A 21,163-nucleotide genomic window follows, 5' to 3' on the forward strand; every position below is an offset into this window, starting at 1 on the left:
TTTTCCGGTTTCGTTGGTTCGCTCGCGTTAAAGCGACAAAATGCTTGAAAATCAATTGAATTTTAGGAGGCCATAATGGCTATTACATCCATCGGGGTGAACGACCCTCTGGCTGTTCGTGCCTGGTCGAAGAAACTTGCCGTCGAAGTATCGAAAGCTACCGAGATTGCGCCTTTGATCGGAACCGACACCAACAGCATTATCCAGCTTAAAGACGAAACCCAGAAAGGCGCGGGTGATACTGTCCGTTTCGGCTTGCGCACCCAGTTGACGGGCGAAGGCGTTTCGGAAGGGGTTAAACTGGAGGGCAATGAAGAAGCCCTTTCAACCTTGAATGATGCTGTTATCATCAATGAACTTGCCCATGCTGTGAGGGTGAAAAACGAGGGCACAATCGACCAGCAGCGCGTGCTTTTCGATTTGCGCAGCGAAGCCAAGGACGGTTTGACCGACTGGTATGCCGACCGTTTGTCGCTTATGTTTTTTACCCATGTTTGCGGCTATACCGCCACACAAATGAACTTTGAAGGGCGCACCATTTCATTGTCGCCGGTGCATTACGGTTTTAACCAGCCGACAGCCCCGACCGACAAGCGCATTATTCGCCCGAATGGCAAAACCACTGACGAAAGCCTTGATGAAAAAGATGTGTTCAATCTTTCTCTGGTTGATAAAGCGGTGGAGCGGGCGAAATTGGCCAATCCGCGTTTGCGCCCTGTGCGTGTCGAGGGTGATAGTGTTTATGTGCTTTACCTGCACCCGACACAAGTGACGGCATTGCGCACCAACACGGCAACCGGCCAATGGCTTGATATACAAAAAGCGGCCTATCAGGGTTCGCGCGCCAAAAACCCGATTTTTGACGGCTCGCTCGGCATGTATAACGGGGTGGTTCTGCGTGAAGCCGAACATATTACCGAAGGTGTCAATTCTGCCGACCCGACCACGCCTGTTTCAAACACCCGCCGTGCGGTGCTTTTGGGTGCACAGGCTTCCATCGTTGCTTTCGGCAAGGACCGCGGACCAACGCGCTATAAACTGGTTGAAGAATTTTTCGACTATGAACGCGAACTCGGTGTTGCGGCAAAAACCCTGATCGGTATGAAGAAAACAAACTTCAAACTGAAAGACAGCACGATCGGCGAACAGGATTTCGCAACCATCGTCATTTCAACCTATGCCGAGCCGCTTTAAGAACGCCATTTGAAACAACAGAAAAAGGGGCAAGTGCTCCTTTTTCTTTTTGTTCGACGAGCTGTTTAAAGCGCGATTTTCCCCTTTCCGTGTTTTTTAAAAAACCGGTGATTTTGTCAGAAACAAAAAATGACCCATGCTTATTCTAAAGACATGCCTTCAAGCGATGATACCGACTGGATATTGATGGATTTCAATGAACCTGTCGCAGAAAGCGGGAAGGTGCGAGATACAAATGTGCAAGATATAAATGTGCGAGATATAAGAGCCGCGCCCCTTTCCCGAAAACCGGCAAAAAAAGCGAGAGTGAAAAAACCGCAAGCGGAAACCGGAAGCACATCTCGAAACAGTGCGGAAAAAGCCGGAAAACCGAAAGCCGCGCCTTCCATACCGGCGCAAGCAACAACAACGCAATCAACAGCCGCCGATTTGAAGACCGCAAGCGGAAAGAAGCGGCGGAGAACACCTGACCTGCCCCCCAAGAAAAACCGGAAAACAAAGGTTTAATATTATGGCCATTATCATTACCACGACAGGGCCGATTACAAGTCTTCCCACTTCTCTCCAGCCGAAAAACAAAAACTTTTCGGATATGATTGCCATTATTCAGGATGAAATTGACGACACGACAAATGAATATATCAGCCAAATTCAGGAAGCAATCTATTCGGCCATCCGCTTTTCAGCACGGGAACCGCTTTATTTCAATGAAACGCGCGATATTACCTTTTTGACGACTAAAAATCAGGAATGGTATGGCGCAACAACCGAAAAGGCGATTGCAAGTGCGGCCGGTATCCGCTTTGTTTTTCTTGAAAAATCGGATGGAAATGCAAAAAGGCTTCATCTCAATTCCCCGCAAGAACTTGAAAGCGCGGGTTCAGCCCATGGCGAACCTTATGCCTATTGTTATTTTTCAAAAAAACTGCGGTTCTTTCCCTGCCCTGACAAGGTTTACAAAATACGCCTGATGATTGAGCCTTACCGGCTTGAAGAAGTTTTGAAAGCCGACGAGGAAAGCCCCTGGTTTCTCGATGCGTTCGACCTTGTCAAAGCGCGGGCAAAATACGAGCTTTATAAAGATATTTTGAAAGATGCCGATAGCGCTCGAACAGCGTTTGCCGATTTTAACGAGCAGCTTTCTGCGCTTAAAGCGGAAACTTCGCGGCGCAATGGTAGCGGCAAAATCAAAGCAACGGTGTTTTAAATGACATTTTTAACCATAGCTGAATATCGCCCCGACATTGCCGACATCAATAGCGACTATAGCGATGATATATTGAATGTTTTGCCGGCCGACGGCAGTTATATTCCAATGCCCGGCTTCAAAGCATTCTCCAAACCGTTTCCGGAAAAACCTTATGGAGCCTATGCTGCACGGTCACTTGACGGAACAACCTCGGTTTTTGCCGGAACTGCAAAAAAACTTTTTGTCCTCGACAATACCGATCTTTCCTGGCGCGACATCACTCAAACGGGAAAAATCTATTCCGCTTCCGATGAGGCACGCTGGTCTTTTGCTTCTTTCGGCAATTATATTATCGCCGTCAACAAAAACGACCCGCCACAGGTTTTCGAGCTGAACCGTTCGGCAAAATTCCGCAATCTTGGCGGAAATCCGCCACGGGCGGGAGCTGTCAAAGTGTGGGGCGATTTTGTTTGTCTCATGCAATTGCCGGATAATCCCAACCGCGTTTACTGGTCGGGCCTTAATGATGCGGAATTCTGGACGGTTGGAGAAAAGTCTTGCGACTATCAGGATTTTCCGGATGGCGGAAGTGTTCAAGGCTCCAGTGAAGCGACCAACCCGATTATTTTTTTGCAATCGGCGATTTATCGCGGCACATTCATTCCGGGTTCCGACATCATATTTTCATTCCAAAAAATTCATGACAAACGCGGTGCAAAATCATCCAATTCGATCAGCAGTCGCGGTGAATTTTCCTTTTATGCCGATGAAGGCGGATTTTTCCAGATTACAAGCGATGGCGCGGTGATACCTATCGGTTTTGAAAAAATCGATCGCTCGGTCTTTACCCGCATGAATGCCAATAATCTTGCCGAAATGTTCTGCGCAATCGACCCCTTCTATAACCGTGTCTATTGGGCGATGGATTATAACGGTTCGGGCGTGATGAACGAATTGATGGTTTATGACTGGGGCCTGCAAAAATGGACAGTTATCAACATTGCGGCAAGCAGCATCATGCCGATTTATACAAGCGGTTACACGCTGGACGGGCTTGATAATATTTCAACTATTCTGGAAAATTTGCCATTTTCGCTGGATAGCAAAATCTGGCAAGGCGGTGCGCCCATTCTCGGCGCTTTTTCAGTTGATTACCGTTTGGGCTCCTTTTCGGGGGAAGCAATGGAGGCAATTGTTTCCTCGCAGGAAATTGCTGCCCCCAATGGTGATATAAACCGGCTGGAAAATGTCATTGCACAAATAGACACGAATGAAGCCTTGCTTGCAATTGGTGCAAGAATGCGGAGAAACCCGCAAGAACCGGTAAAATGGTCGGCAGAGAAAACCGCCTCTTATAATACCGGCCGTTACCATGGACGCTCACGGGCGCGTTTTCACAAATTTCGCCTGCGTGTTCCGGCAGGGGAAAAATGGTCGCATATTGCAGGCTTCAATGTCGATTTTACAAGAGCCGGAAAAAGATGAGCTATAAAATCTATCTCACCGAAAACTGGCCTTATGAACGGATGAAACGCTATAGCGGCGATCTCACAGAGGCGATGAAGAAAATCGCCCGTCGTTTTCCCGACGACATATCATTTCAAACAATGGCAGAAGAAATTGCAAGTGGCGAGCGACAATTATGGATCATTGTTGACGAGAAAGAAAACTTTGTAGCCTTCGTCACCTCGCATATCGAAATTCTGGCGAGCGGAAAAAAACGTGTCGAACTCCTCGAACTTGCCGGTCACGGCGGCGAGAAAATAGCCGATATGATCGAACCGATAGAAGAATGGGCAAAAACCATCGGCGCATCCGAAATTTGCCCCATCGGTCGCATCGGCTGGTCAAAAATCATGCGCGCACATGGCTATAGGCCAAGCGTGGTCAAATATCGAAAGGAATTGAACAATGGGCGGAAGTAGCGGAAAAGGTGCAAAAACCACACAAACGAAGACCGAGACATCAGCCCCGCCGGAATGGGCGGCACCGCTCTTCAAGCGCTCGGCCAAGGATGCCATGGACCTTTATAATTCCGGTCAGGGTGGCAATGTTTATCAAGGCTCGCGGGTGGCCGATTTAAGTGACACAACAAAAAATGCCATTAGCGGGCTTGGAAACGCCACCGCCAATTATGGCAACAGCTATTTGCAAGGTCTTGCAGGCGGCAAAAATGCGAGTGGCCAGAACCTTGCCGATATGGCTTCAGGAAAAATGGTGGGGGGAAACACAGCCTATAATCAGGCTTTACAAAACACACTTGATAACACCGCCACCACCATCAACAGTCAAATGAGCGGTGCTGGCCGTTATGGTTCGGGCGCCCATAGCGGTGTTCTGTCTCGACAATTGGGACAGGCTGCAACAACGGCACTTTCCAACCAGTATAATCAGGATGTTGGAAATATGCTCAATGCCAATGAACTTATCGACAGGGCAAACAATAACCAGCTTTCGGCCGCAAGCAATTATTTTCAAGGGCAAGGCAATAATCTTCTTAATGCTTTGAAAGGCGGCACAATCCTTGACCAGAACAACCAGCAAAAACTTGATGCAGCGCGTGACCAATGGAATGAAGAAGATAATCGTGGCTGGAACCGTCTTGCCATGCTTTTAAGTGCGGCTCAAGGTGCGGCCGGAAATTACGGAACGTCAAGCGGAACGCAAACAACAAAACAACAGAATGGTGCGCTCACCACAATAGGAAACGGTTTGGGTGCGCTGTCATCGCTTTTTGGTCTCTCGGACCAACGCACAAAAGAAAATATCCGCTATGCGGGCAAACGCAACGGCTACAATGTCTATGATTTCAATTATATCGGAAGGGCTGAACGCTATCGCGGTGTTATTGCGCAAGAAATCCTTAAAACCGACCCCGATAAAGTTGTGATCCACCCCGAAAGCGGATTGTTAATGGTCAATTACAACAAGCTCGGATTTCCTATGGAAAGGCTTCAATGAAGAATTGGCGTTGTGTTATCCGCCGGATCTTCGCTATCGTCCTGTTTCATCCCCATCAGTAAAACTGATTTGGTGATATTTAAAAGCATTGCAGATATAAGGAAGATAATTGAAGTAACCTTCAATATAACGTTAAAAATAAAATTGAAGGAAATCTCAAAAACAACAGGAACAACCCGTTGTCTCCGGATTCATTTTAGGCACATTTTACTATCATAAATAAAATTCGCCTTTTCACCCTTATAAGTATAGATAATGTTCAATTGATCGACCGTGTCATTTGCCGAAATAATATCACAGCCGACCGAACGAACTTGACTATTGAGAAAATCAAGCCTCGTTTCCCAAGTTTGTACGACATAATCCTTTGCCGATATTGGTTCACGCGGATCTACAAGTATCAAGTAGACATCATAACCCCGCTCATTTGCCTCGACATCGGCATATTTAACCAGCCTGTCGGATTGGTAAAAAGGCTTGAAGTTTATAGAAAAATATTGAGATCTGTTTTTCTTATATCTATTTGTGCGTCCGTCAGCGATACACATATATAGATATGCCGGTATCGAAATACATATAATACAAATGACCATTAGAAATAGATGATTGGACATCAATTCCGTTTTCTTTAAAATTCTGCTGAAAATGAAGAAAAGAATTTTCTCGATAACGAGAATACCCAATATAATAGCCAAATATTCAAAGAGTTCGTCGATGAATTCCACGGGATCAAGTCCGGCAAGTTTAAAATATGTCGTTACTTACACGTGCCATCGACGGCTTTCAATAGAAGGTGCAACGCTTTCGCCATTGTGTCCAACGCGTACCTTATTTTTATCGTCTTATAAGAAGAGAGAAAACGGCTCGTTTAGAACAACCCTAAGTTCGCTTTTTTAATGTGTGTTTTGTTCAAAACATAACAGGAGATGTTTCAAGAACAATGTTTACGTGAAATGGAACCCTGCTATGCAATGGATGAAGATCAATGGCTGCTTTGTTTTTCACATGCTTTTCGATCGTATAAAAATGTGGCTTCCTCGTCATTAAAAGAATAAATAATCAAAATATAGCCCAGCTCTTTAAAATTGCCGGATAAATTGCAGGCAAGAGAGCGACCTTTATAATCAAGAAAATCCTTCCTTTCTGCCAATGTTTTTTCAACGTAATCCTTTGCATCCATCGGTTTTTCAGGGGGAACAAGATATAAATAAATTTGATAACCGGATGAGCCAGACAAAGTGTGTTCGTGATCTACGAGTTTGTCCGATTTATAAAAAGGTGTGAAGTCAGGATTCGGGTTTTGGCTAAAATCAAGAATGTTCGCGATTAAAGGGTCATCAAATACATCATAAGCTACAAACAAAGATGTCGCCAAACAAAACCAGAAAACAACTATTGAATAATTGGCAGGCTTTAAATTATTTTTTTCAAATGCCGATTTGAATGGCAAAGACAGAAGATATGCACAAAATATTATTATAACCAATAATATAAGAAAAACTAAAAAGTCAAAGATAAGGTCAAATATAAATTCCACTGGTTCGGCTCTTTAATTTCGGAATATTCGATTTCTTATAACGGCTTTTACTCGCTTTCAATAGCCAGTAAAACATGCTTTATGGTTCTTTTGGAAAGCCCCCCACACAAATGAGAGCGGCTTGTTCTTGTTCTGCTGCCCCCAAAAAATGAAGATTACCGCTGCTCGTTTTTAAAACAGTTTCATAGTGTTTTTGGGCTTGTCTTTTTTGAAGATAGAATAGGATTTCCTAAACGCCGATTTACAAATTTTCTTGGAAAAACAACCGGTGGCATTCTGGAGCCGTGCCAAACCTTATGTAAATCTCGCAAGCTCTATCAGACAAATAACGGAATTTAAAATAGCGTTGAACGCGCTTCTATTTTTAACAATTTTTCGCGTTTTAGTGAAAAGGCGGCAAATGGTTTCACATCCCGCCAGCCTAGCCTTCTCGACCTTTAAATTTATCACTCAAAACCGGTCAATAGACGTTGCCAGAACGCTCCGGAAAAACCGGAAGCGCGAATGAAAAATTCCACCCGAATGGAGGCTACCTCATGAATTCACATTCTTTTTTTAATTTTTGGGCTAACCGCCCGTCCACTAACAATGCGCCTGTGCTCGGCTCGATTGGCCCCTTGGGATTTGGTGGGCAAAACTTTAAAACCGGCCTATCCGCCCCTTCCCGTGAAGCGGGCGATAACAATAGAGATAATCCTTCCGCACCCACCACCGCTTACGGATTACTGGAAGACGGGCAAACGCAAAAAGGCCTTGAAAAAGGCGCCGGTTCACTTGCCAATGCATTGATTGCACTCGGCAATGTTGACGCACCGCAGACAAGCTCGATGCAACTAAAACCGGTGCGTGGCCCGTCAACCGAGCAATCGCAGGCACTTTTGCGCCTTTTATCAAACATGCAGTCGAAAACCAATAATGGAGGAATGTTATGAGTTCGATTTATGATTGGTCACTTTCGGCGGCAAGCAATGCCAATGCCGACAATATTATCAACTGGACAGAGGGGCAGCCGCCAAGCACGGTCAACAATTCCGCCCGTTCGATGATGCAGCGTGTGCGCGAATATATGTGCGATATTGGCGGCGATGTTACTGTCGAAGGGTCCTCTTCACGCATTGCCATTCAGTCGAAAACACCGGTAACCGCTTATATCAACGGCATAACATTGCGGTTTCGCGCACTCGGTGTGAATATCGAGCAACCGATGATAAGCCTCAACAATATTGATTATAAGCCGGTTTTCAAGGCAACCTATCAGGGGGTAAAACCCTTGGAAAGTGGGGATATTCAGACCGGCGCTCTCTATGAAATTGTCTTTTGCAGTTTACTGAACAATGGAAGCGGCGGCTGGTTTTTGTCTTCACCGACACCTCAACAATCAACGCCGGCAGGTATTATTTCAATGTTCGGTGCGCCGACCGCACCCGCCGGTTGGATACCCTGTGACGGGCGCCTGTTATCGAGATCACAATATTCGGCACTCTTTTCAGCGATTGGCGAATGGTGGGGAAAAGGCGACGGGCAAACAACCTTTGCCGTTCCGGATTTGCGCGGTGTTTTTCTACGCGGAACAGATGCCGGTAAGAATATCGACACCAACCGTGCCTTTGCCTCTTTTCAGGATAGCCAGAACAAATCGCACAGCCATTCAGGCTCTGTCGGCGAGGCTGGCGAACACAACCATGGTTATACCCGTTGGGTGCACAAAGGTGAAGGACCGGACGGCAAAAATGGCTGGAGCTGGTTTGCAGAAACAACCGATTACACCGCAATGTCGGGCAGACACAGCCACAGTCTCGCCATCAATGCTGACGGCGGCAATGAAGCACGACCTGTCAATGTCGCTATCCAATACATCATCAAGGCCTGAACAATGGATGAACAACCTTTTGCAATATCCGGCGTGAAAGAACCGGAAAAAATCCGGATTTTAATTTACGCCAATAATCACACAGCTCATGTACCACTTTCCTCGCTCACAAAGCCTCTCGAAACGAGATTGGAGGAAATTGAAAAACGTCTGGACAAAATGGGGGGTTAAATGGCAGTACCTTATCATACACATAATTTTGAAATTCCCACTGCAACAAAACAGGATATGGTCGCACGCGCTTCCAACGAAAAAGTTGTAACACCTTCGGTTCTGGGAACTGCGGCAACAGCCGATACAAGCGAATTTGCAACCGCCGAACAGGGCAAAAAAGCCGATAGCGCAATTCAAGCCGAAAATCTCGGCACTTTGGCCAGAAAAAATAAAGTCAACTTAGCCGAAATCGAAACCAATGGAATACCTTCAAGCACGACGTTTCTATCCGGTAACGGCTGGCAGACCCTTTCCGGCGGTGGCGACATGACAATCGCAATCTATGACCCGTCGCATAAGAAGGCGGATACGTTCGATATGGGCAATATGAAAGAAGCTGCCAATGCTAAAATCATGTCTGCCGACGAACGCAAAAAAATAGCAAATCTGGATAATGCCTTTCTTTCGCGATCTGGCGGAAGCTTAAATGGCAACCTGACCATTAACGGTTCTTTAAATTGTACAAAAAGCATTCAAACGAATGGTTGGTTTAATACCAAAGGGACCGGAAGTTACGACGTAGGGATTCATTTTGATTTTTCGGGAGACGGAGAGTGCTATTCCGATTTCGTCTTTACTGGTAACTCAATGAATATATATCTCAACAAATTCGGGGATGTGGCCGAATTTTATGATAATGGAACAACGCGTTTTGCCGACAGCATAAACATTCAAGATAAAACCTATTGGCAGCCTGACGGAAATATTCGTGGTGAATGTTGGACTCGCGGAAGCCTTTACAATCATATTGAAGATCGTGCATGTAAGTATGCATCGGATCTCTCTCTTGCTGCTCAAAACAAGTGCGTCACTGATGCCCGTTTTGCCGGTTATGGAGAATTTGCCTTTACCCCTGGTGAAGGCGGAAAGTCAGCTTTCAATAATCCCGTCCCATCCGGTTACGTTATGACAGGCTTATGGAAAATAAATTCCCAATGGGAAGTTATCAGCTATAGCCAACCGCAAGTTTACATTGCAAACCGTGGATGGTTTGCTCTCGGAGGGTGGTAAAATGAGAAATTTTGGCAAACTTACAATAACGCAAGAAGAAATCAGTCTTGCTGAAGACATTAAAGACGATAAAGGCAACATTATACACCAAGCAAAATCCGTAAAAATTAACGTCTTGAAAGATAAAGATGGCATTGAATGGCACGACCTCTTCAAGCAATATCCGCATAAATTCTATATCGCTGTTGACGATAACAAACATATTATTTCCATGACGGACGACCCCGAACAGTCGCAAATCGCCGGATTTGATATTATCGGCATTGATGAAAATTGTGGTGAAACTTTCGGTCAGGGCGGTAGTGTCTATGGCAAGCTATGGGATAGTGGAAAGATCGTCGCACCTCCTGCATTATTTCCACCCTTATCAGCACGGCAATTCTGGCAGGCGGCGCTTGTCATCGGCGTTAGAGAAGAGGACCTTTCAAGCGGTATTGCCGACAAAAATAGCCCCTTTTACATTCCCGATGAAGAAGAACGTGAAAGCGTATTCATTGATATTTCCAAGGCAACCACCTTCAATCGGGACTTTCCACTTTTGAAAAAAATGGCCGAAGTCAACAAAATACCGGATGCGCAGCTCGATACTTTATGGAATTGGGCTGCCAATATCCAGTAAATATTGCCGTAAGACCAACTAAAAACCCCGCATCTTTTGCGGGGCTTTATTGCCTTTGGTAAATGAATGAGGTTGTTTTTACCGTCGAAGCATCGCTCTGGCTTTTTTTATTTCTTCCTCGTCAAAAAGCGGGTGCCATTTTTCATTGTTTGCAACAAGAGATTCAACTGTCAAATCAAGCCGGCCCTTTTCGAACAGTTTGGAAAAGCCGGTAGAAACAGAATTGGAGTGTATCAACTTTTTCGCGGCTAAAACGCCTCCATTATGCTCAACCATTTGTTTAAATCTGGGCAGTTTTATCCCCACTTCATCGCGAGCTTTATCATAAATAGCTAACATTTCTTTATGAAATTCATCTGCCAAGCTTGTCATTTTATACTCCTCCCGAATGAAACCGGACTGGCATTCATAATATCATATGCTGCCACCATTTTTCAAAAGGCAAAATATGAAACTTTCAAATTTTCCCTCAATGAACAGTCTAAAAACAAAGTGCCACAAAGTTTGCGTTAAATGTCAAATCCGTTAGGGTAAAAACAACCTCTGTTGCCGATCTTTGCTTTTCACGTATCAATTGGTACATCGCAAAGTTCGCAACCTTCCGGAAAAGAACGTTAAAAATCTATTTTGCTGAGGCTTTGTCGGAAAAAATTTTCTTCAATAACTTCTCTTGAAACAAGTCAGAGGCCTTACTTGGTGCATTGCCGATCACCTGCCGTCATAAGGCCGTTTATGTTTTGTAAGCATCGACTGGTTCTTCAGTTTTAAACATATAAATACCATTCATGTGTTTTATATAAAATTTAAAATATAATTTTCTATATTTTAAAATTTTTTACAATTAATATTATAATTATTTATATAATTTTTATATTAATAATTTATATTTTATTATAAATATTTTCATATATACAATTATTAAATTAAAAAAATATAAAAAATAAATTTTAAATATAAATTAATTTCACATTCATGAGTAATAAACGCTCTGAAGAACGCATTCTTTTTACATTCAAGCATTCTATTGACTCGATGACCTGCACAATATAGAGCTTCTGCTCCAAGCAGGTGCATACAAATCGACAGCACAGTTTTTAATTTGGCACTAGATGACCGGCATATTGATAATGTGAAGAGAGCTAAGCAGTGGAAACCGGATTTTATAAGAATATTGAAAAGAAGTTTAATGATAATGTACATTATCTTATAAAAGAAATTCCACTTTTTCTAAAAGATAACTATTTATTTTTATGTATATTTTGTGCATTTTTATGGTTGTTTTTCGCTTTTTATCCTGGAACAGTTGCCAATGATGCATACGATATGTATAGCGGAGCATTTTACAACAATATAGGAAATTGGAATTCTGTACTTTTAGTAAAATTTTGGCGTATTATTATTTCTATAACAAGTATAAAATGTATATACGCACTAATATCTTTGACAATGATTTGCGTTGGATTGTACATAATTGCAAAAAATATTTCAAATGGTATTTTTACTGGTCTTATATGCATAATAATATTGTTTATACCTCCCGTTTTTGTTTTCCTAACTGTTGTTTTGAAAGATACTTATCTCGCTGCATTTATCTTTTTGATAGCAGCATTGATGATTGATGGTGCAATTTCAGACAAAAAGAAAAGCGTATTCTTTTATGTATTTTCAGCGTTCATTCTGGCATGTTGTTTTTATGTGCGTTCCAACGGTTGCTTTATAGCAGTGCCTCTACTGGTCGCAATTTTTATGGGGTGGAAAGCTCCGATTATATATCGTTACATCTCATGTCTTGTCCTTGTCATCTGCATTATAGTGACGACCCCGCTTGTAGATTTGAAATTATTGGGAGGTAGAGATGACGCTCCGGAATTTTCGTTGATGCTTTTTGATATTGCAGGTGTAGCAAAATATAACGGGGTATCCACTCTTCCTGATATTCCTGGCGTTCCTGACCAGGTAAGCCTTTTCAAAAAGTGTTATTCACCCCTCCAATGGGATACAGTTGCAGATTCGGTAGGCCCTGATTGTAACGGAGTTGCATACTATTTTTTTCATGAGAAAGATTCAGGAAAAAAAAGCTTTAAGGCAGCCAGACAGATGCTCCGTAAAGCCTGGATTGCGGCCATCACACAGCATCCGGTAGCTTATTTAAAACATCGCATATCTCACTTTAACCGTTTTATAGACTATCAGGGACATCGGCCTGTTTATCGACCAATTTATGTCGCAATAGTTGGCTTTAGTCGTGGATACGGCGATCCTGACCCTTCTCTCACTTACGTGGTTAAGCCTCCCCGACTGTGGAACTCTGTTATTAATATGGATTTGGGCAACCAACTGTGGTTCCATCCTTATGTCTATTTGCTTATTCTGTCGTTTTTCTATCTTTCAACGCTTGGCACCAGCGACCGCTTTAACCGGACATTGAACGCTGTTGCGTTTTCCGGCATGATCTACCTTGTTGGCTTCTTGTTCGTCGGTGTTTCTTCCGACTTCCGATATTCCTATCCGAGCTTGCTGTTAAGCATTTTATGCATTTTAGCTGCGTTCGGCTATTATAGCCAAAAGCGGAAAGTGTTCGGAAACAGAAAAATGCGGATCGTGGGAGCCTCGATCACAGTTCCTTTATTTTTAGTCGGCATTATTCTGTAGCCTCTTAAAACCACAGAAAAAATGCGGGATTTAGAAAGCTGAACGGCGAAAAAACTGAAGATTAAACTGATTCGGCGGCAAGTCGCTGCCGGATAATAGGCCATGACAGGCAGCTATCAGGGCTTTGCGGACACGATTCATTTTACAATTATCAACGCTGCAAAATTGTACCAACTTGCATAATCTACGTCTTTCATAAGTTTGTTATTGAATTATTTTTTGATTGATATTCAAATAAATAATAATTTTAGTTTTTATATTTTTATTTTAATAACTCTTATACCCTATGGATATTAATTCAAAAATAATAAGCAAAAATTGCATAACTTTAGACATCGAATTTTCCCAAGTCTTGCCTGATGCGCCGGCTAGGTGGCCATTCACAACAGCCATACATTTATTTATTCAATTTTAGCCCCTTACGATTGACATGATATGGTGCACCATATAGAGCTTCTGCCCCAAGCAGGTGCATACAAATCAACAGCACAGTTTTTAATTTGGCACTAAATGACCAGCATTTTGATAATGTGGAGAGGGCTAAGCAGTGGAAACCGGATTATATAAGAACATTGAAAAGAAGTTTAATAATAATGTTCATTATCTTATAAAAGAAACTCCATCTTTCCTAAAAAATAACTATCTGTTCTTATGTATATTTTGTGCATTTTTATGGTTATTTTACTCGTTTTATCCGGGAACAGTTGCCTATGATGCATTTTCTTTATATTCAGACGCATATAACAATCATACTGGAAATTGGCATTCTGCGCTCCTTACAAGAGTCTGGCGACTTATTCAGTCGGTTACCGATATAAAGGGTATCTATGTACTTATACCTATGGCTGCGACCTGCTTGGGATTGTATATAATCGCCAAACATATTTCCAAAGGAATTTTAACCGGCATTATCTGCATATTGATATTGCTCCTGCCTCCTATTTTTACCTATATCACAACTGTTTTGAAGGATACTTATGTCGCTTCATTAGTCTTTTTGATAGCAGCTCTGATGATGGACAGAGCAATTTCAGACAAAAAGAAAACAACATTATTTTGTGTGTTTTCAGCGGTTATTCTGGTGTTTTGCTTTTTTATACGCTCCAACGGTTGTTTTATTGCCGTGCCTCTGCTTGTAGCGATTTTTATGGGGTGGAAAGCCAGAATTATTTATCGCTATATTGTGTGTCTCGCCCTTGTGATTTGTGTTGTCGCGGCGACACCATTTATTGATCTTAAATTATTTCACGCACAGGATGAAGCTCCTGATTTTTCCTTGATGCTTTTCGATATTGCAGGCATAGCAAAATATAGCGGGGTATCCACTCTTCCCGATATTCCTGGCGTTCCTGACCAGGTAGGTCTGTTCAAACACTGTTATTCACATACCCAATGGGATTCGGTTGCAAATTGGGTAGGCCCTGATTGTAACGGTATTGGAACCTATTTTTACCATGAGAGAGATTCAGGGAAAAAACGCCTTAAGGCAGCCAGACAGGAGCTCCGTAAAGCCTGGATTTCGGCCATCATACAACAACCGAAAGCGTATTTGAAACATCGTCTCTCATTTTTTAACCGCTTTATAGACTATCAAGGACACCGGCCTGTTTTTCTGCCGGTATACATTGAAACAGTCGGGTTCACCGATATGGTAGGTCATGAAGAGAACCGTGAGCTCACCCAAACGGTCAATCCTCCGCGTTTATGGAAGTCTGTTATTCATATGGATTTGGGCAACCAATTATGGTTCCATCCTTATGTCAGTTTGCTTATTCTATTGTTTTTCTATCTTTCAACCCTGGCAACAAACGACCGGTTCAACCGGACATTGAATGCTGTGTCATTCGCCGGATTCATCTACTTTATGGGTTTCTTGGTGGTAGGTGTTTCTTCCCAATTCCGGTATTCTTATCCGTGCTTGCTGTTAAGCATTCTATGCATCCTGGCTGCGTTCGGCTATTACAGCCAAAAGCATAAAGTATTCGGAAACAAAAGAATGCGAATTATTGCAGCTTCAGTCACTGTTCCTTTATTTTTAATCGGTATAATCCTATAAATCAGTGACGTTGGAACGTTTGACATCTGATATGAACTGGAAGAAAAAATATGGAAAAGTGTTCGATCGCAGTAGTTATTCCTTGTTATAACGAGGAAATCACTGTCAAATCTGTAATCACAGATGCGAAGCGTTACATTAAAGGCGCGACAATTTACGTCTATGACAATAATTCTTCTGATAACACCGTCAAAATAGCAAAAGAAGCCGGCGCAATTGTGCGTAGTGAAAAACGACAAGGCAAAGGCAATGTTATCAAACGTGCATTCAGGGACCTTGATGAAGATGTGATAATGATTGTCGACGGTGATTCAACTTATGATTTATCCATCGCCCAATCTGCGATCGACAAATTTGTTGATGAAAAACTTGATTACATGAATATTCGTCGGGTTTCCGAGGCCAAAGAATCCTATCCTTTTGGCCACCGTTTCGGAAACAAAGCTTTAACCGGCGCAATACAATTTATCTTCGGACGGCAAATTACCGATATGTTATCCGGATATAAGATTTTTTCACATAAATTCGTCAAATCATTTCCGATTTCTTCCAACGGTTTTGAAATCGAAACAGAAGTTACTGTTCATGCCTTGGAAATGAATGTTGCACTGGATGAAATCGAAGCCCCCTATGGAGAACGTCCTGAAGGTTCCGAAAGCAAACTTTCAACGATTAAAGACGGTCTTCTGGTTGGTCTTACCATCATCCGTCTTATCCAGTTGGAACGCCCCTTTTTGTTTTATTCCGTGGTTGCACTGTTGTTCTGGATTATCTCTCTCGCCTTTGGCATTCCGGTCATTACCGAATATGCAAGAAGCGGACTGGTTCCGCGGCTGCCAACAGCAGTTCTTGCCGGTTTTCTCGGACTGTTAGGCGCTATGAGCTTTATGGTTGCGCTTATTCTGGATCTCGTCAAGAAAACACGGGGCGATATGAAGAAACTTGCTTACCTTGCGGTAAAATAGCAATCATAATTATAGATCCGTTTGTTGCGCCAATCGTTTTATCTCACGGTCGCCCTTTCCGCTTTTTCAGGGATGGGGAAAATTCCAACTGCTATAAATCCGGTTTGATAAACCGGAGTTTAGGAATAGCGCTTTCCGCAGCTTTCTGGGCTTTCATTTGTCTGATGACAACAGCATCCGGTTTTTAACAAAAGCAAAAATCAACGAATTGAATATTGAACCACAGCCCCGCTTTTCGCGGGGTTTTTTATTGCCTTGAATTATACCTTCGAAAGGAAACACCATGACGCGACAAATCAACCCCCACGGTCTTGAAAAACTGAAACAATGGGAAGGTCTCAAAACCAAAGCTTATAAAGATGCCGGCGGCGTCTGGACAATCGGCTACGGGCACACGGCAGCGGCTGGAACGCCCGCACCACACCAAGGAATGGTTATCACCGAAGCCGACGCGGAAAGCATTCTCCTGAAAGATCTTACGCAATATGAAGCGGCTGTCGAGAATAACGTCAATGTCAAACTCAACGACAATGAATTTGCCGCTCTTGTATCCTTTGCTTTCAACGTCGGCATCAATGCTTTCAAAAATTCTGCACTTCTCAAAAAACTCAATAAAGGCAATTTTGATGCGGTTCCATCTGAACTGATGAAATGGGTCAAAGCAGGGGGCAAAAAGCTTCAAGGCCTTGTCAATCGGCGGCGGGCTGAAGGGTATCTCTGGATGGAAGGCGCTTTTGTCGCTTCCAAAGATGTCGTGCCGGAACAAAAAACTGTTCATCCGGTGTTGAAGCCGGAAGTCATCGGGCCGGTTATCAGCGCCGCTTCCGGCTTGACCGGTTTTGCCACCGGTTCGGGGCCTTTCCAATGGGCGTTAGCAGCCGTCATGGTGATCGGCGTTGCAATCGGCAGTTTCTATTTCATCAAACGATTGGGAGAGGCGGAATTATGACCACACTCGAACGCCTGTCAATCACCATTGCCATCATCATTGTTGTTATTCTTGCCGCCGCTTCCGGCGGTATTTTTATCGGGCAAAGATTAGAAAAACAAAAATCGCTTGCAGCCGCCAACGCTGCCTTCCAAAAATCACGCGAGGTTGAAAATGAAGTTGAAGCTCTTACTCCTTATCAGCGCTGCCTTGCTCTTGGCGGGGTGCCAGACCAATGCAAAATTCTCCTGCGCGGGTTGGACAAAACCGCCAAAGGTGAATGACGCGCCACGTCTTGTCGAAACCGAACCTGCAATCACCAAGTGGATCATCTCGACCGACCGTTTCGGGCAAAAACAGAAATGCTGGAAATGAAAAAACTTCTTCGCCTTATGCCAATAGGCATTCATTAAAAGTCGATAAATTGGCGGCGAGTTGATAACGATGTTTTTATACGATTTGTCGAACAATCCGGAAGAAACACTGTGACACAAAACGGCATTCCGTTTCCAATCCAAGCCCCATCACCTATTTTATAACATATGAAATGCGGTGCTTTTCAGTCTCCAATAAATATCATTGATAAAAAATTCCGCCGGCATTCTATCTCTCGGAGAATTACAAACCAGTTCGACTTATTAAAGTTCTACTTGCCCCTCTCCGTCGACACAGCTTGCGCCCGCCTATCATAATATTCGCCGACTAACTTATGAGAGCAAATAATATTTGAATAACGGCTCGCGCCTTTCATGGAATAATCAAATGTCAGAAAATAATCCCCCTCCCGACTGGCTTGCCTATCTTGTCAGGTTCGGACTTCTTGCTCTTGCCGGTGCATGTGGCAGTTTTTTAAGCCAGCTTAATGGCGCGCCAAAAAAATGGCCGCAACGCGTAATGGAATGGGTTGGTGGTGCTTTATGCGCTATTTATGGGGCGGAACTTGCCGCCAACGCACTCTATCATCTGCTCGATAAATCCGACCTTATTGACGGTTCCTATGCCGTTCCGGAAAAATTCCTTGGCCTTGCCGGTTTTTTATGCGGTGCTTTGGGCGTCGCAGCTATTGATATTGGAATAGGATTTTTGAAAAGAAAATTCGGCTCCTGAAACAGTCTTGTCAATTCTGTTCCATTTACCATTTGAAATCGGTACTTTTCACGAACATATCAGCTTTGCTGCCTATCAATACAAAGGGAGGTTGATAAGCGCATTCCAGCGCGACGGGTTTTTTCTTCCGAATATTTCGCCTGATAAAACATTGCCGAAAAAGCAACGCGATTGCAATTTTTCAATCAACTTTTCCGCCGATACCGTTGAACCGGCCAAATGCAAAATCCTGTCGGCTTGTAGACCGTTGTTTTTCGTCTTTTATAAGGGAAAATTGCAGCTTGAACAAATAGCGCGTTACAGAAACATGCACTTATCAGCATGAGATGAAAGTTTTATCACACATTACCGGATTTGAGGGTCCCCACGCACATCACGAAATCGAAAAATATAATCATAACGCAAAAATAAACCGTAAAAAATAAACACGGAAAGTTAAAAAAATAAACGGCAAACAAATAAAGAACAGACCGTCTATTCAATCGGCAATTTCGGTTTCCACCCCCGACCATAGCCGACAGACATAGCGGAAGCCGCAACTTCAATTTGGTGGATAAGCATTTTCCGTTCATCAAGCAAAGCTCTAATGAGGGCTTTTGCATCCCCGTCATAGGCTGCAATGAGGCCATCAATATCGTCTTCACAACTATCTTTTGAAACAGCTTTGCTCACTTTACGCGACTCCATTTTTGTTCTCGTATTGTTCTTATTTTTCTAAAAAGAGTCAATGAAAAAATCGTTGAGACCTATAGTCCGAACGAAGCTTTCATGTCGTTTATATGCGGTCAGCGAGTTGCAGGTTCAACCGGTATTTTTATTTTCAGCTAAATCAGAAATCCGCTTTTTTAATAAATCTGTTTTCCGGCTATCGCAAATTTCTGTGACATTTTTTATGAGCCTGCCGCAATAAAACCAATACCGGCAACGAGTTTTGCAGTGGCTCATACCCGGTTCCGTTTTGCTTGGATTTGCGCTGTTTTCCTGAATTTCCGGATAACCTCGCGGGGGAAAAAGAAAAATAATTGAAACTATCGTCCGTCCTGAAAAACATGAGGCAATCGCCTATCAACAAGGCCTGTCATCACAAGCTTCCAAGGATGATTTTAGAATATCGGCGGTAGAAAGAATAAGTTTCATGTCCATTCCTTTTATCTGGAAAAATCCAAAATGTTCATAAAACCTCTTGGCTTTTTCATCAGCTGCCTCAACGACAACAGCACGGAAAGCAACAAGCTGAGAAGCGGAGATGACCAAAAGAAGGGCATTGCGCAAAAGCGCAGCCCCCAATCCTTTACCTTGGTGATGTCTGTCAACCGCCATGCGCGCAAGAAGTGCCACCGGAATTTCATCAGGCGCATGAGCTCCTTTGATTTTACGCGGAGTGTCAGAACGATAAATCATGCCTGCACACAAAGCGTGGTAGCCCACAACACAATTATTTTCGTCGGTTATTACAAATGTTTTTGTATAATGTTGAGATTGATTATAACCAGCCATATTTTTTAGCCAGTCATCAAGGACAGGAGAGCCTGAAGAAAAACTATCCGTCAAATGTTTTGATGCATCAAAGGGGCATGGTTTACAGTACCCCATGATTAATCACCCCATTCAACCTTATTGTTGAAGAGTTTCACCAAACGTTTATGTGCTTTTCCCGGCTGCAATAATTTTTCATCAATGCTATCGAAAAGATCAGACTGAACTCCAATAAACCTTTGATCCATAAGTTCTCGTTGCGCCGAAAAAACCGATGCCTCTGTCATAAAAGCTGCGACCGATTTGCCACAAATCTTCGCTGCTTTCGAAATCAACCGCATATGATCTTCAGTCATCCGCAAATTGAAATTGGCATTTTTCTTTAGTGCAGACATAGCTATAACCTCATAACGCTGGTTACTTACTCAGACTTATCACATAGAGGTGCCACACGATATTGCGTTCACCGCTTACATCTATTTAAGGCGATGTATACACAATGTAAATGCATAAAAATACAAAATCTTATAACTTGTTGAAATTTTTATTAAAAAACGAGAGAATTTTGACCAGTTACCAACAAACGAGCACAATAAACCGTTGCAATTAATAGACTGACGTGAACCAAAGAGTTGGAAGCGCCTCCAAAAAAAGAGGTGCTTCCAGATTTTCCCGTTTTCTGGGACTATACGTTAGAAGTGTCTTCTTCGTTCCACCTTTTAATAAAATTTTTCATCTAGGTAGGTTTAAGTCACGACTAACTTTGATTTCAAAATGAAACGAAATGAAAAAACATTTTGATCGAAAAAATTGTATAATAAATTCAATAATTGAATGTAGTAAAATCATTGCTTGCCTCCTTTCTCGACTATTGTTGCATCAATTTTTTTGAACAAGCTGTTGCAAAGAATGGAAAGATACGATTATGGGTTTCTTCTCATTCCACATATTGCTATTCGCAAAAACGAAAGATATAATATGTGGCCTTAGTTAGAGAATAAACATAATCGCACCTATTCTAACCGCGACAGTTTGTTCGATATTCAAAATCAAGCCTTGGTTAACTCCAAGGCTTGATTGTTAATGGCGGAATTATCACTAACAGTTTGAATGTAATTTATAATCTTTAAAAGTATCAATAATAATAAAACGGGTTCTATTCTCTAAATTTAGTAAACCGGGTAATGATTACTTTTTGTGTTATTGAAGAAAAAATAAATATTTGAAAATGCTATATAAATTTCATTTTTAAAAAATCGAAAAAGAGTTCGATTACTCGAATAGAATGTATTCTTTCGCTTAAATTTTTGAAGTTTAAAAACGTTAAGCTTTGAAAAAAATAGAGTGATACCCATATTTATTACCGAATCACCAGTCATTCCGGC

The 21,163-nt window shown here is 42.7% G+C and carries 23 protein-coding genes; 17 read left to right on the forward strand and 6 right to left on the reverse strand.

What is annotated here, in order from left to right:
* Positions 1-75: 75 nt before the first annotated feature.
* The 6 genes from GQS64_RS10470 to GQS64_RS10495 all read left to right on the forward strand — a co-directional run bounded on the left by GQS64_RS10470 (position 76) and on the right by GQS64_RS10495 (position 5,344).
* Complete coding sequence (locus tag GQS64_RS10470) at positions 76-1,194, forward strand: N4-gp56 family major capsid protein (RefSeq protein ID WP_075914047.1); 1,119 nt, start codon at positions 76-78, stop codon at positions 1,192-1,194.
* Positions 1,195-1,323: 129 nt separating this feature from the next.
* A complete protein-coding gene (locus tag GQS64_RS10475; RefSeq protein WP_077993250.1) occupies positions 1,324-1,701 on the forward strand; it encodes a hypothetical protein in 378 nt (125 codons plus the stop codon).
* A gap of 4 nt (positions 1,702-1,705) precedes the next feature.
* Positions 1,706-2,401 (forward strand): hypothetical protein, encoded by a 696-nt coding sequence (locus tag GQS64_RS10480; protein ID WP_246798550.1) that lies wholly within the window; start codon positions 1,706-1,708, stop codon positions 2,399-2,401.
* Positions 2,402-3,868, forward strand: a complete 1,467-nt coding sequence (locus GQS64_RS10485) for a hypothetical protein (protein ID WP_077993254.1) — start codon at positions 2,402-2,404, stop codon at positions 3,866-3,868.
* Positions 3,865-4,308 (forward strand): hypothetical protein, encoded by a 444-nt coding sequence (locus GQS64_RS10490; RefSeq protein WP_077993255.1) that lies wholly within the window; start codon positions 3,865-3,867, stop codon positions 4,306-4,308. The genes GQS64_RS10485 and GQS64_RS10490 overlap by 4 nt, the downstream gene beginning before the upstream one ends.
* Positions 4,295-5,344 carry a tail fiber domain-containing protein gene (locus tag GQS64_RS10495; protein ID WP_198231536.1) on the forward strand — a complete coding sequence of 350 codons (1,050 nt, stop codon included), beginning with the start codon at positions 4,295-4,297 and terminating at the stop codon, positions 5,342-5,344. Before GQS64_RS10490 ends, GQS64_RS10495 begins: the two co-directional genes overlap by 14 nt.
* A 191-nt stretch (positions 5,345-5,535) precedes the next feature.
* Here GQS64_RS10495 and GQS64_RS10500 read toward each other — a convergent pair whose 3' ends face one another.
* Together GQS64_RS10500 and GQS64_RS10505 are read right to left on the reverse strand one after the other, a co-directional pair.
* Entirely contained in the window at positions 5,536-5,892 is a 357-nt protein-coding gene (locus tag GQS64_RS10500; protein ID WP_149866676.1) for a hypothetical protein, read from the reverse strand.
* A 434-nt stretch (positions 5,893-6,326) separates the two neighbouring features.
* Positions 6,327-6,881: a hypothetical protein gene (locus tag GQS64_RS10505; protein ID WP_198231537.1), complete on the reverse strand. Its 555-nt coding sequence runs from the start codon at positions 6,879-6,881 to the stop codon at positions 6,327-6,329.
* Positions 6,882-7,417: 536 nt separating this feature from the next.
* Here GQS64_RS10505 and GQS64_RS10510 point away from each other — a divergent pair.
* From GQS64_RS10510 to GQS64_RS10530, 5 genes are read left to right on the forward strand one after another with little or no spacing between them, the layout of a single operon-like run.
* Entirely contained in the window at positions 7,418-7,813 is a 396-nt protein-coding gene (locus tag GQS64_RS10510; protein WP_198231538.1) for a hypothetical protein, read from the forward strand.
* Entirely contained in the window at positions 7,810-8,751 is a 942-nt protein-coding gene (locus GQS64_RS10515) for a phage tail protein (RefSeq protein WP_198231539.1), read from the forward strand. The genes GQS64_RS10510 and GQS64_RS10515 overlap by 4 nt, the downstream gene beginning before the upstream one ends.
* A gap of 3 nt (positions 8,752-8,754) precedes the next feature.
* Positions 8,755-8,922 carry a hypothetical protein gene (locus GQS64_RS10520; RefSeq protein WP_198231540.1) on the forward strand — a complete coding sequence of 56 codons (168 nt, stop codon included), beginning with the start codon at positions 8,755-8,757 and terminating at the stop codon, positions 8,920-8,922.
* Positions 8,923-9,975 carry a hypothetical protein gene (locus GQS64_RS10525; protein ID WP_198231541.1) on the forward strand — a complete coding sequence of 351 codons (1,053 nt, stop codon included), beginning with the start codon at positions 8,923-8,925 and terminating at the stop codon, positions 9,973-9,975.
* Position 9,976: 1 nt separating this feature from the next.
* A complete protein-coding gene (locus GQS64_RS10530; protein ID WP_198231542.1) occupies positions 9,977-10,594 on the forward strand; it encodes a hypothetical protein in 618 nt (205 codons plus the stop codon).
* Between the two features lie 78 nt (positions 10,595-10,672).
* Here GQS64_RS10530 and GQS64_RS10535 read toward each other — a convergent pair whose 3' ends face one another.
* The gene (locus GQS64_RS10535) at positions 10,673-10,957 is read right to left on the reverse strand and encodes a hypothetical protein (protein WP_198231543.1); all 285 of its coding nucleotides are present in this window, start codon (positions 10,955-10,957) and stop codon (positions 10,673-10,675) included.
* Between the two features lie 783 nt (positions 10,958-11,740).
* Between GQS64_RS10535 and GQS64_RS10540 the strand changes: the two genes are divergently transcribed.
* From GQS64_RS10540 to GQS64_RS10565, 6 genes are all read left to right on the forward strand, one after another.
* On the forward strand, positions 11,741-13,246 hold the full coding sequence (locus tag GQS64_RS10540; protein WP_198231544.1) for a hypothetical protein: 1,506 nt from the start codon (positions 11,741-11,743) through the stop codon (positions 13,244-13,246).
* Between the two features lie 547 nt (positions 13,247-13,793).
* Positions 13,794-15,302 (forward strand): hypothetical protein, encoded by a 1,509-nt coding sequence (locus GQS64_RS10545; protein ID WP_198231545.1) that lies wholly within the window; start codon positions 13,794-13,796, stop codon positions 15,300-15,302.
* A gap of 50 nt (positions 15,303-15,352) precedes the next feature.
* Positions 15,353-16,267, forward strand: a complete 915-nt coding sequence (locus GQS64_RS10550) for a glycosyltransferase family 2 protein (RefSeq protein ID WP_077993274.1) — start codon at positions 15,353-15,355, stop codon at positions 16,265-16,267.
* Positions 16,268-16,550: 283 nt separating this feature from the next.
* A complete protein-coding gene (locus GQS64_RS10555; RefSeq protein ID WP_198231546.1) occupies positions 16,551-17,216 on the forward strand; it encodes a lysozyme in 666 nt (221 codons plus the stop codon).
* Positions 17,213-17,479, forward strand: coding sequence for a hypothetical protein (locus tag GQS64_RS10560; RefSeq protein ID WP_198231547.1), 267 nt, complete (start codon positions 17,213-17,215; stop codon positions 17,477-17,479). The genes GQS64_RS10555 and GQS64_RS10560 overlap by 4 nt, the downstream gene beginning before the upstream one ends.
* Before the next feature lie 478 nt (positions 17,480-17,957).
* Positions 17,958-18,302 carry a hypothetical protein gene (locus GQS64_RS10565; protein ID WP_077993281.1) on the forward strand — a complete coding sequence of 115 codons (345 nt, stop codon included), beginning with the start codon at positions 17,958-17,960 and terminating at the stop codon, positions 18,300-18,302.
* A gap of 474 nt (positions 18,303-18,776) precedes the next feature.
* Here the strand turns inward: GQS64_RS10565 and GQS64_RS10570 are convergent, their stop codons facing one another.
* The 3 genes from GQS64_RS10570 to GQS64_RS10580 form a co-directional block, all read right to left on the reverse strand.
* Complete coding sequence (locus tag GQS64_RS10570; protein ID WP_075914034.1) at positions 18,777-18,989, reverse strand: hypothetical protein; 213 nt, start codon at positions 18,987-18,989, stop codon at positions 18,777-18,779.
* 378 nt (positions 18,990-19,367) lie between these two features.
* Positions 19,368-19,853: a GNAT family N-acetyltransferase gene (locus GQS64_RS10575; RefSeq protein ID WP_246798551.1), complete on the reverse strand. Its 486-nt coding sequence runs from the start codon at positions 19,851-19,853 to the stop codon at positions 19,368-19,370.
* Between the two features lie 44 nt (positions 19,854-19,897).
* Positions 19,898-20,173 carry a DUF1778 domain-containing protein gene (locus tag GQS64_RS10580; protein ID WP_198231549.1) on the reverse strand — a complete coding sequence of 92 codons (276 nt, stop codon included), beginning with the start codon at positions 20,171-20,173 and terminating at the stop codon, positions 19,898-19,900.
* Positions 20,174-21,163: the final 990 nt, after the last annotated feature.

The organism is Bartonella sp. P0282 (genome assembly GCF_048452985.1).
Lineage (GTDB): Bacteria > Pseudomonadota > Alphaproteobacteria > Rhizobiales > Rhizobiaceae > Bartonella > Bartonella choladocola.

What these genes read in the sequence shown, in the direction of transcription:
- GQS64_RS10470 (WP_075914047.1), top strand. Translation starts at nt 76, where the DNA reads ATGGCTATTACATCCATCGGGGTGAACGACCCTCTGGCTGTTCGTGCC.
- GQS64_RS10475 (WP_077993250.1), top strand. Translation starts at nt 1,324, where the DNA reads ATGACCCATGCTTATTCTAAAGACATGCCTTCAAGCGATGATACCGAC.
- GQS64_RS10480 (WP_246798550.1), top strand. Translation starts at nt 1,706, where the DNA reads ATGGCCATTATCATTACCACGACAGGGCCGATTACAAGTCTTCCCACT.
- GQS64_RS10485 (WP_077993254.1), top strand. Translation starts at nt 2,402, where the DNA reads ATGACATTTTTAACCATAGCTGAATATCGCCCCGACATTGCCGACATC.
- GQS64_RS10490 (WP_077993255.1), top strand. Translation starts at nt 3,865, where the DNA reads ATGAGCTATAAAATCTATCTCACCGAAAACTGGCCTTATGAACGGATG.
- GQS64_RS10495 (WP_198231536.1), top strand. Translation starts at nt 4,295, where the DNA reads ATGGGCGGAAGTAGCGGAAAAGGTGCAAAAACCACACAAACGAAGACC.
- GQS64_RS10500 (WP_149866676.1), bottom strand. Translation starts at nt 5,892, where the DNA reads ATGTGTATCGCTGACGGACGCACAAATAGATATAAGAAAAACAGATCT.
- GQS64_RS10510 (WP_198231538.1), top strand. Translation starts at nt 7,418, where the DNA reads ATGAATTCACATTCTTTTTTTAATTTTTGGGCTAACCGCCCGTCCACT.
- GQS64_RS10515 (WP_198231539.1), top strand. Translation starts at nt 7,810, where the DNA reads ATGAGTTCGATTTATGATTGGTCACTTTCGGCGGCAAGCAATGCCAAT.
- GQS64_RS10520 (WP_198231540.1), top strand. Translation starts at nt 8,755, where the DNA reads ATGGATGAACAACCTTTTGCAATATCCGGCGTGAAAGAACCGGAAAAA.
- GQS64_RS10525 (WP_198231541.1), top strand. Translation starts at nt 8,923, where the DNA reads ATGGCAGTACCTTATCATACACATAATTTTGAAATTCCCACTGCAACA.
- GQS64_RS10530 (WP_198231542.1), top strand. Translation starts at nt 9,977, where the DNA reads ATGAGAAATTTTGGCAAACTTACAATAACGCAAGAAGAAATCAGTCTT.
- GQS64_RS10550 (WP_077993274.1), top strand. Translation starts at nt 15,353, where the DNA reads ATGGAAAAGTGTTCGATCGCAGTAGTTATTCCTTGTTATAACGAGGAA.
- GQS64_RS10555 (WP_198231546.1), top strand. Translation starts at nt 16,551, where the DNA reads ATGACGCGACAAATCAACCCCCACGGTCTTGAAAAACTGAAACAATGG.
- GQS64_RS10560 (WP_198231547.1), top strand. Translation starts at nt 17,213, where the DNA reads ATGACCACACTCGAACGCCTGTCAATCACCATTGCCATCATCATTGTT.
- GQS64_RS10565 (WP_077993281.1), top strand. Translation starts at nt 17,958, where the DNA reads ATGTCAGAAAATAATCCCCCTCCCGACTGGCTTGCCTATCTTGTCAGG.
- GQS64_RS10570 (WP_075914034.1), bottom strand. Translation starts at nt 18,989, where the DNA reads ATGGAGTCGCGTAAAGTGAGCAAAGCTGTTTCAAAAGATAGTTGTGAA.
- GQS64_RS10580 (WP_198231549.1), bottom strand. Translation starts at nt 20,173, where the DNA reads ATGTCTGCACTAAAGAAAAATGCCAATTTCAATTTGCGGATGACTGAA.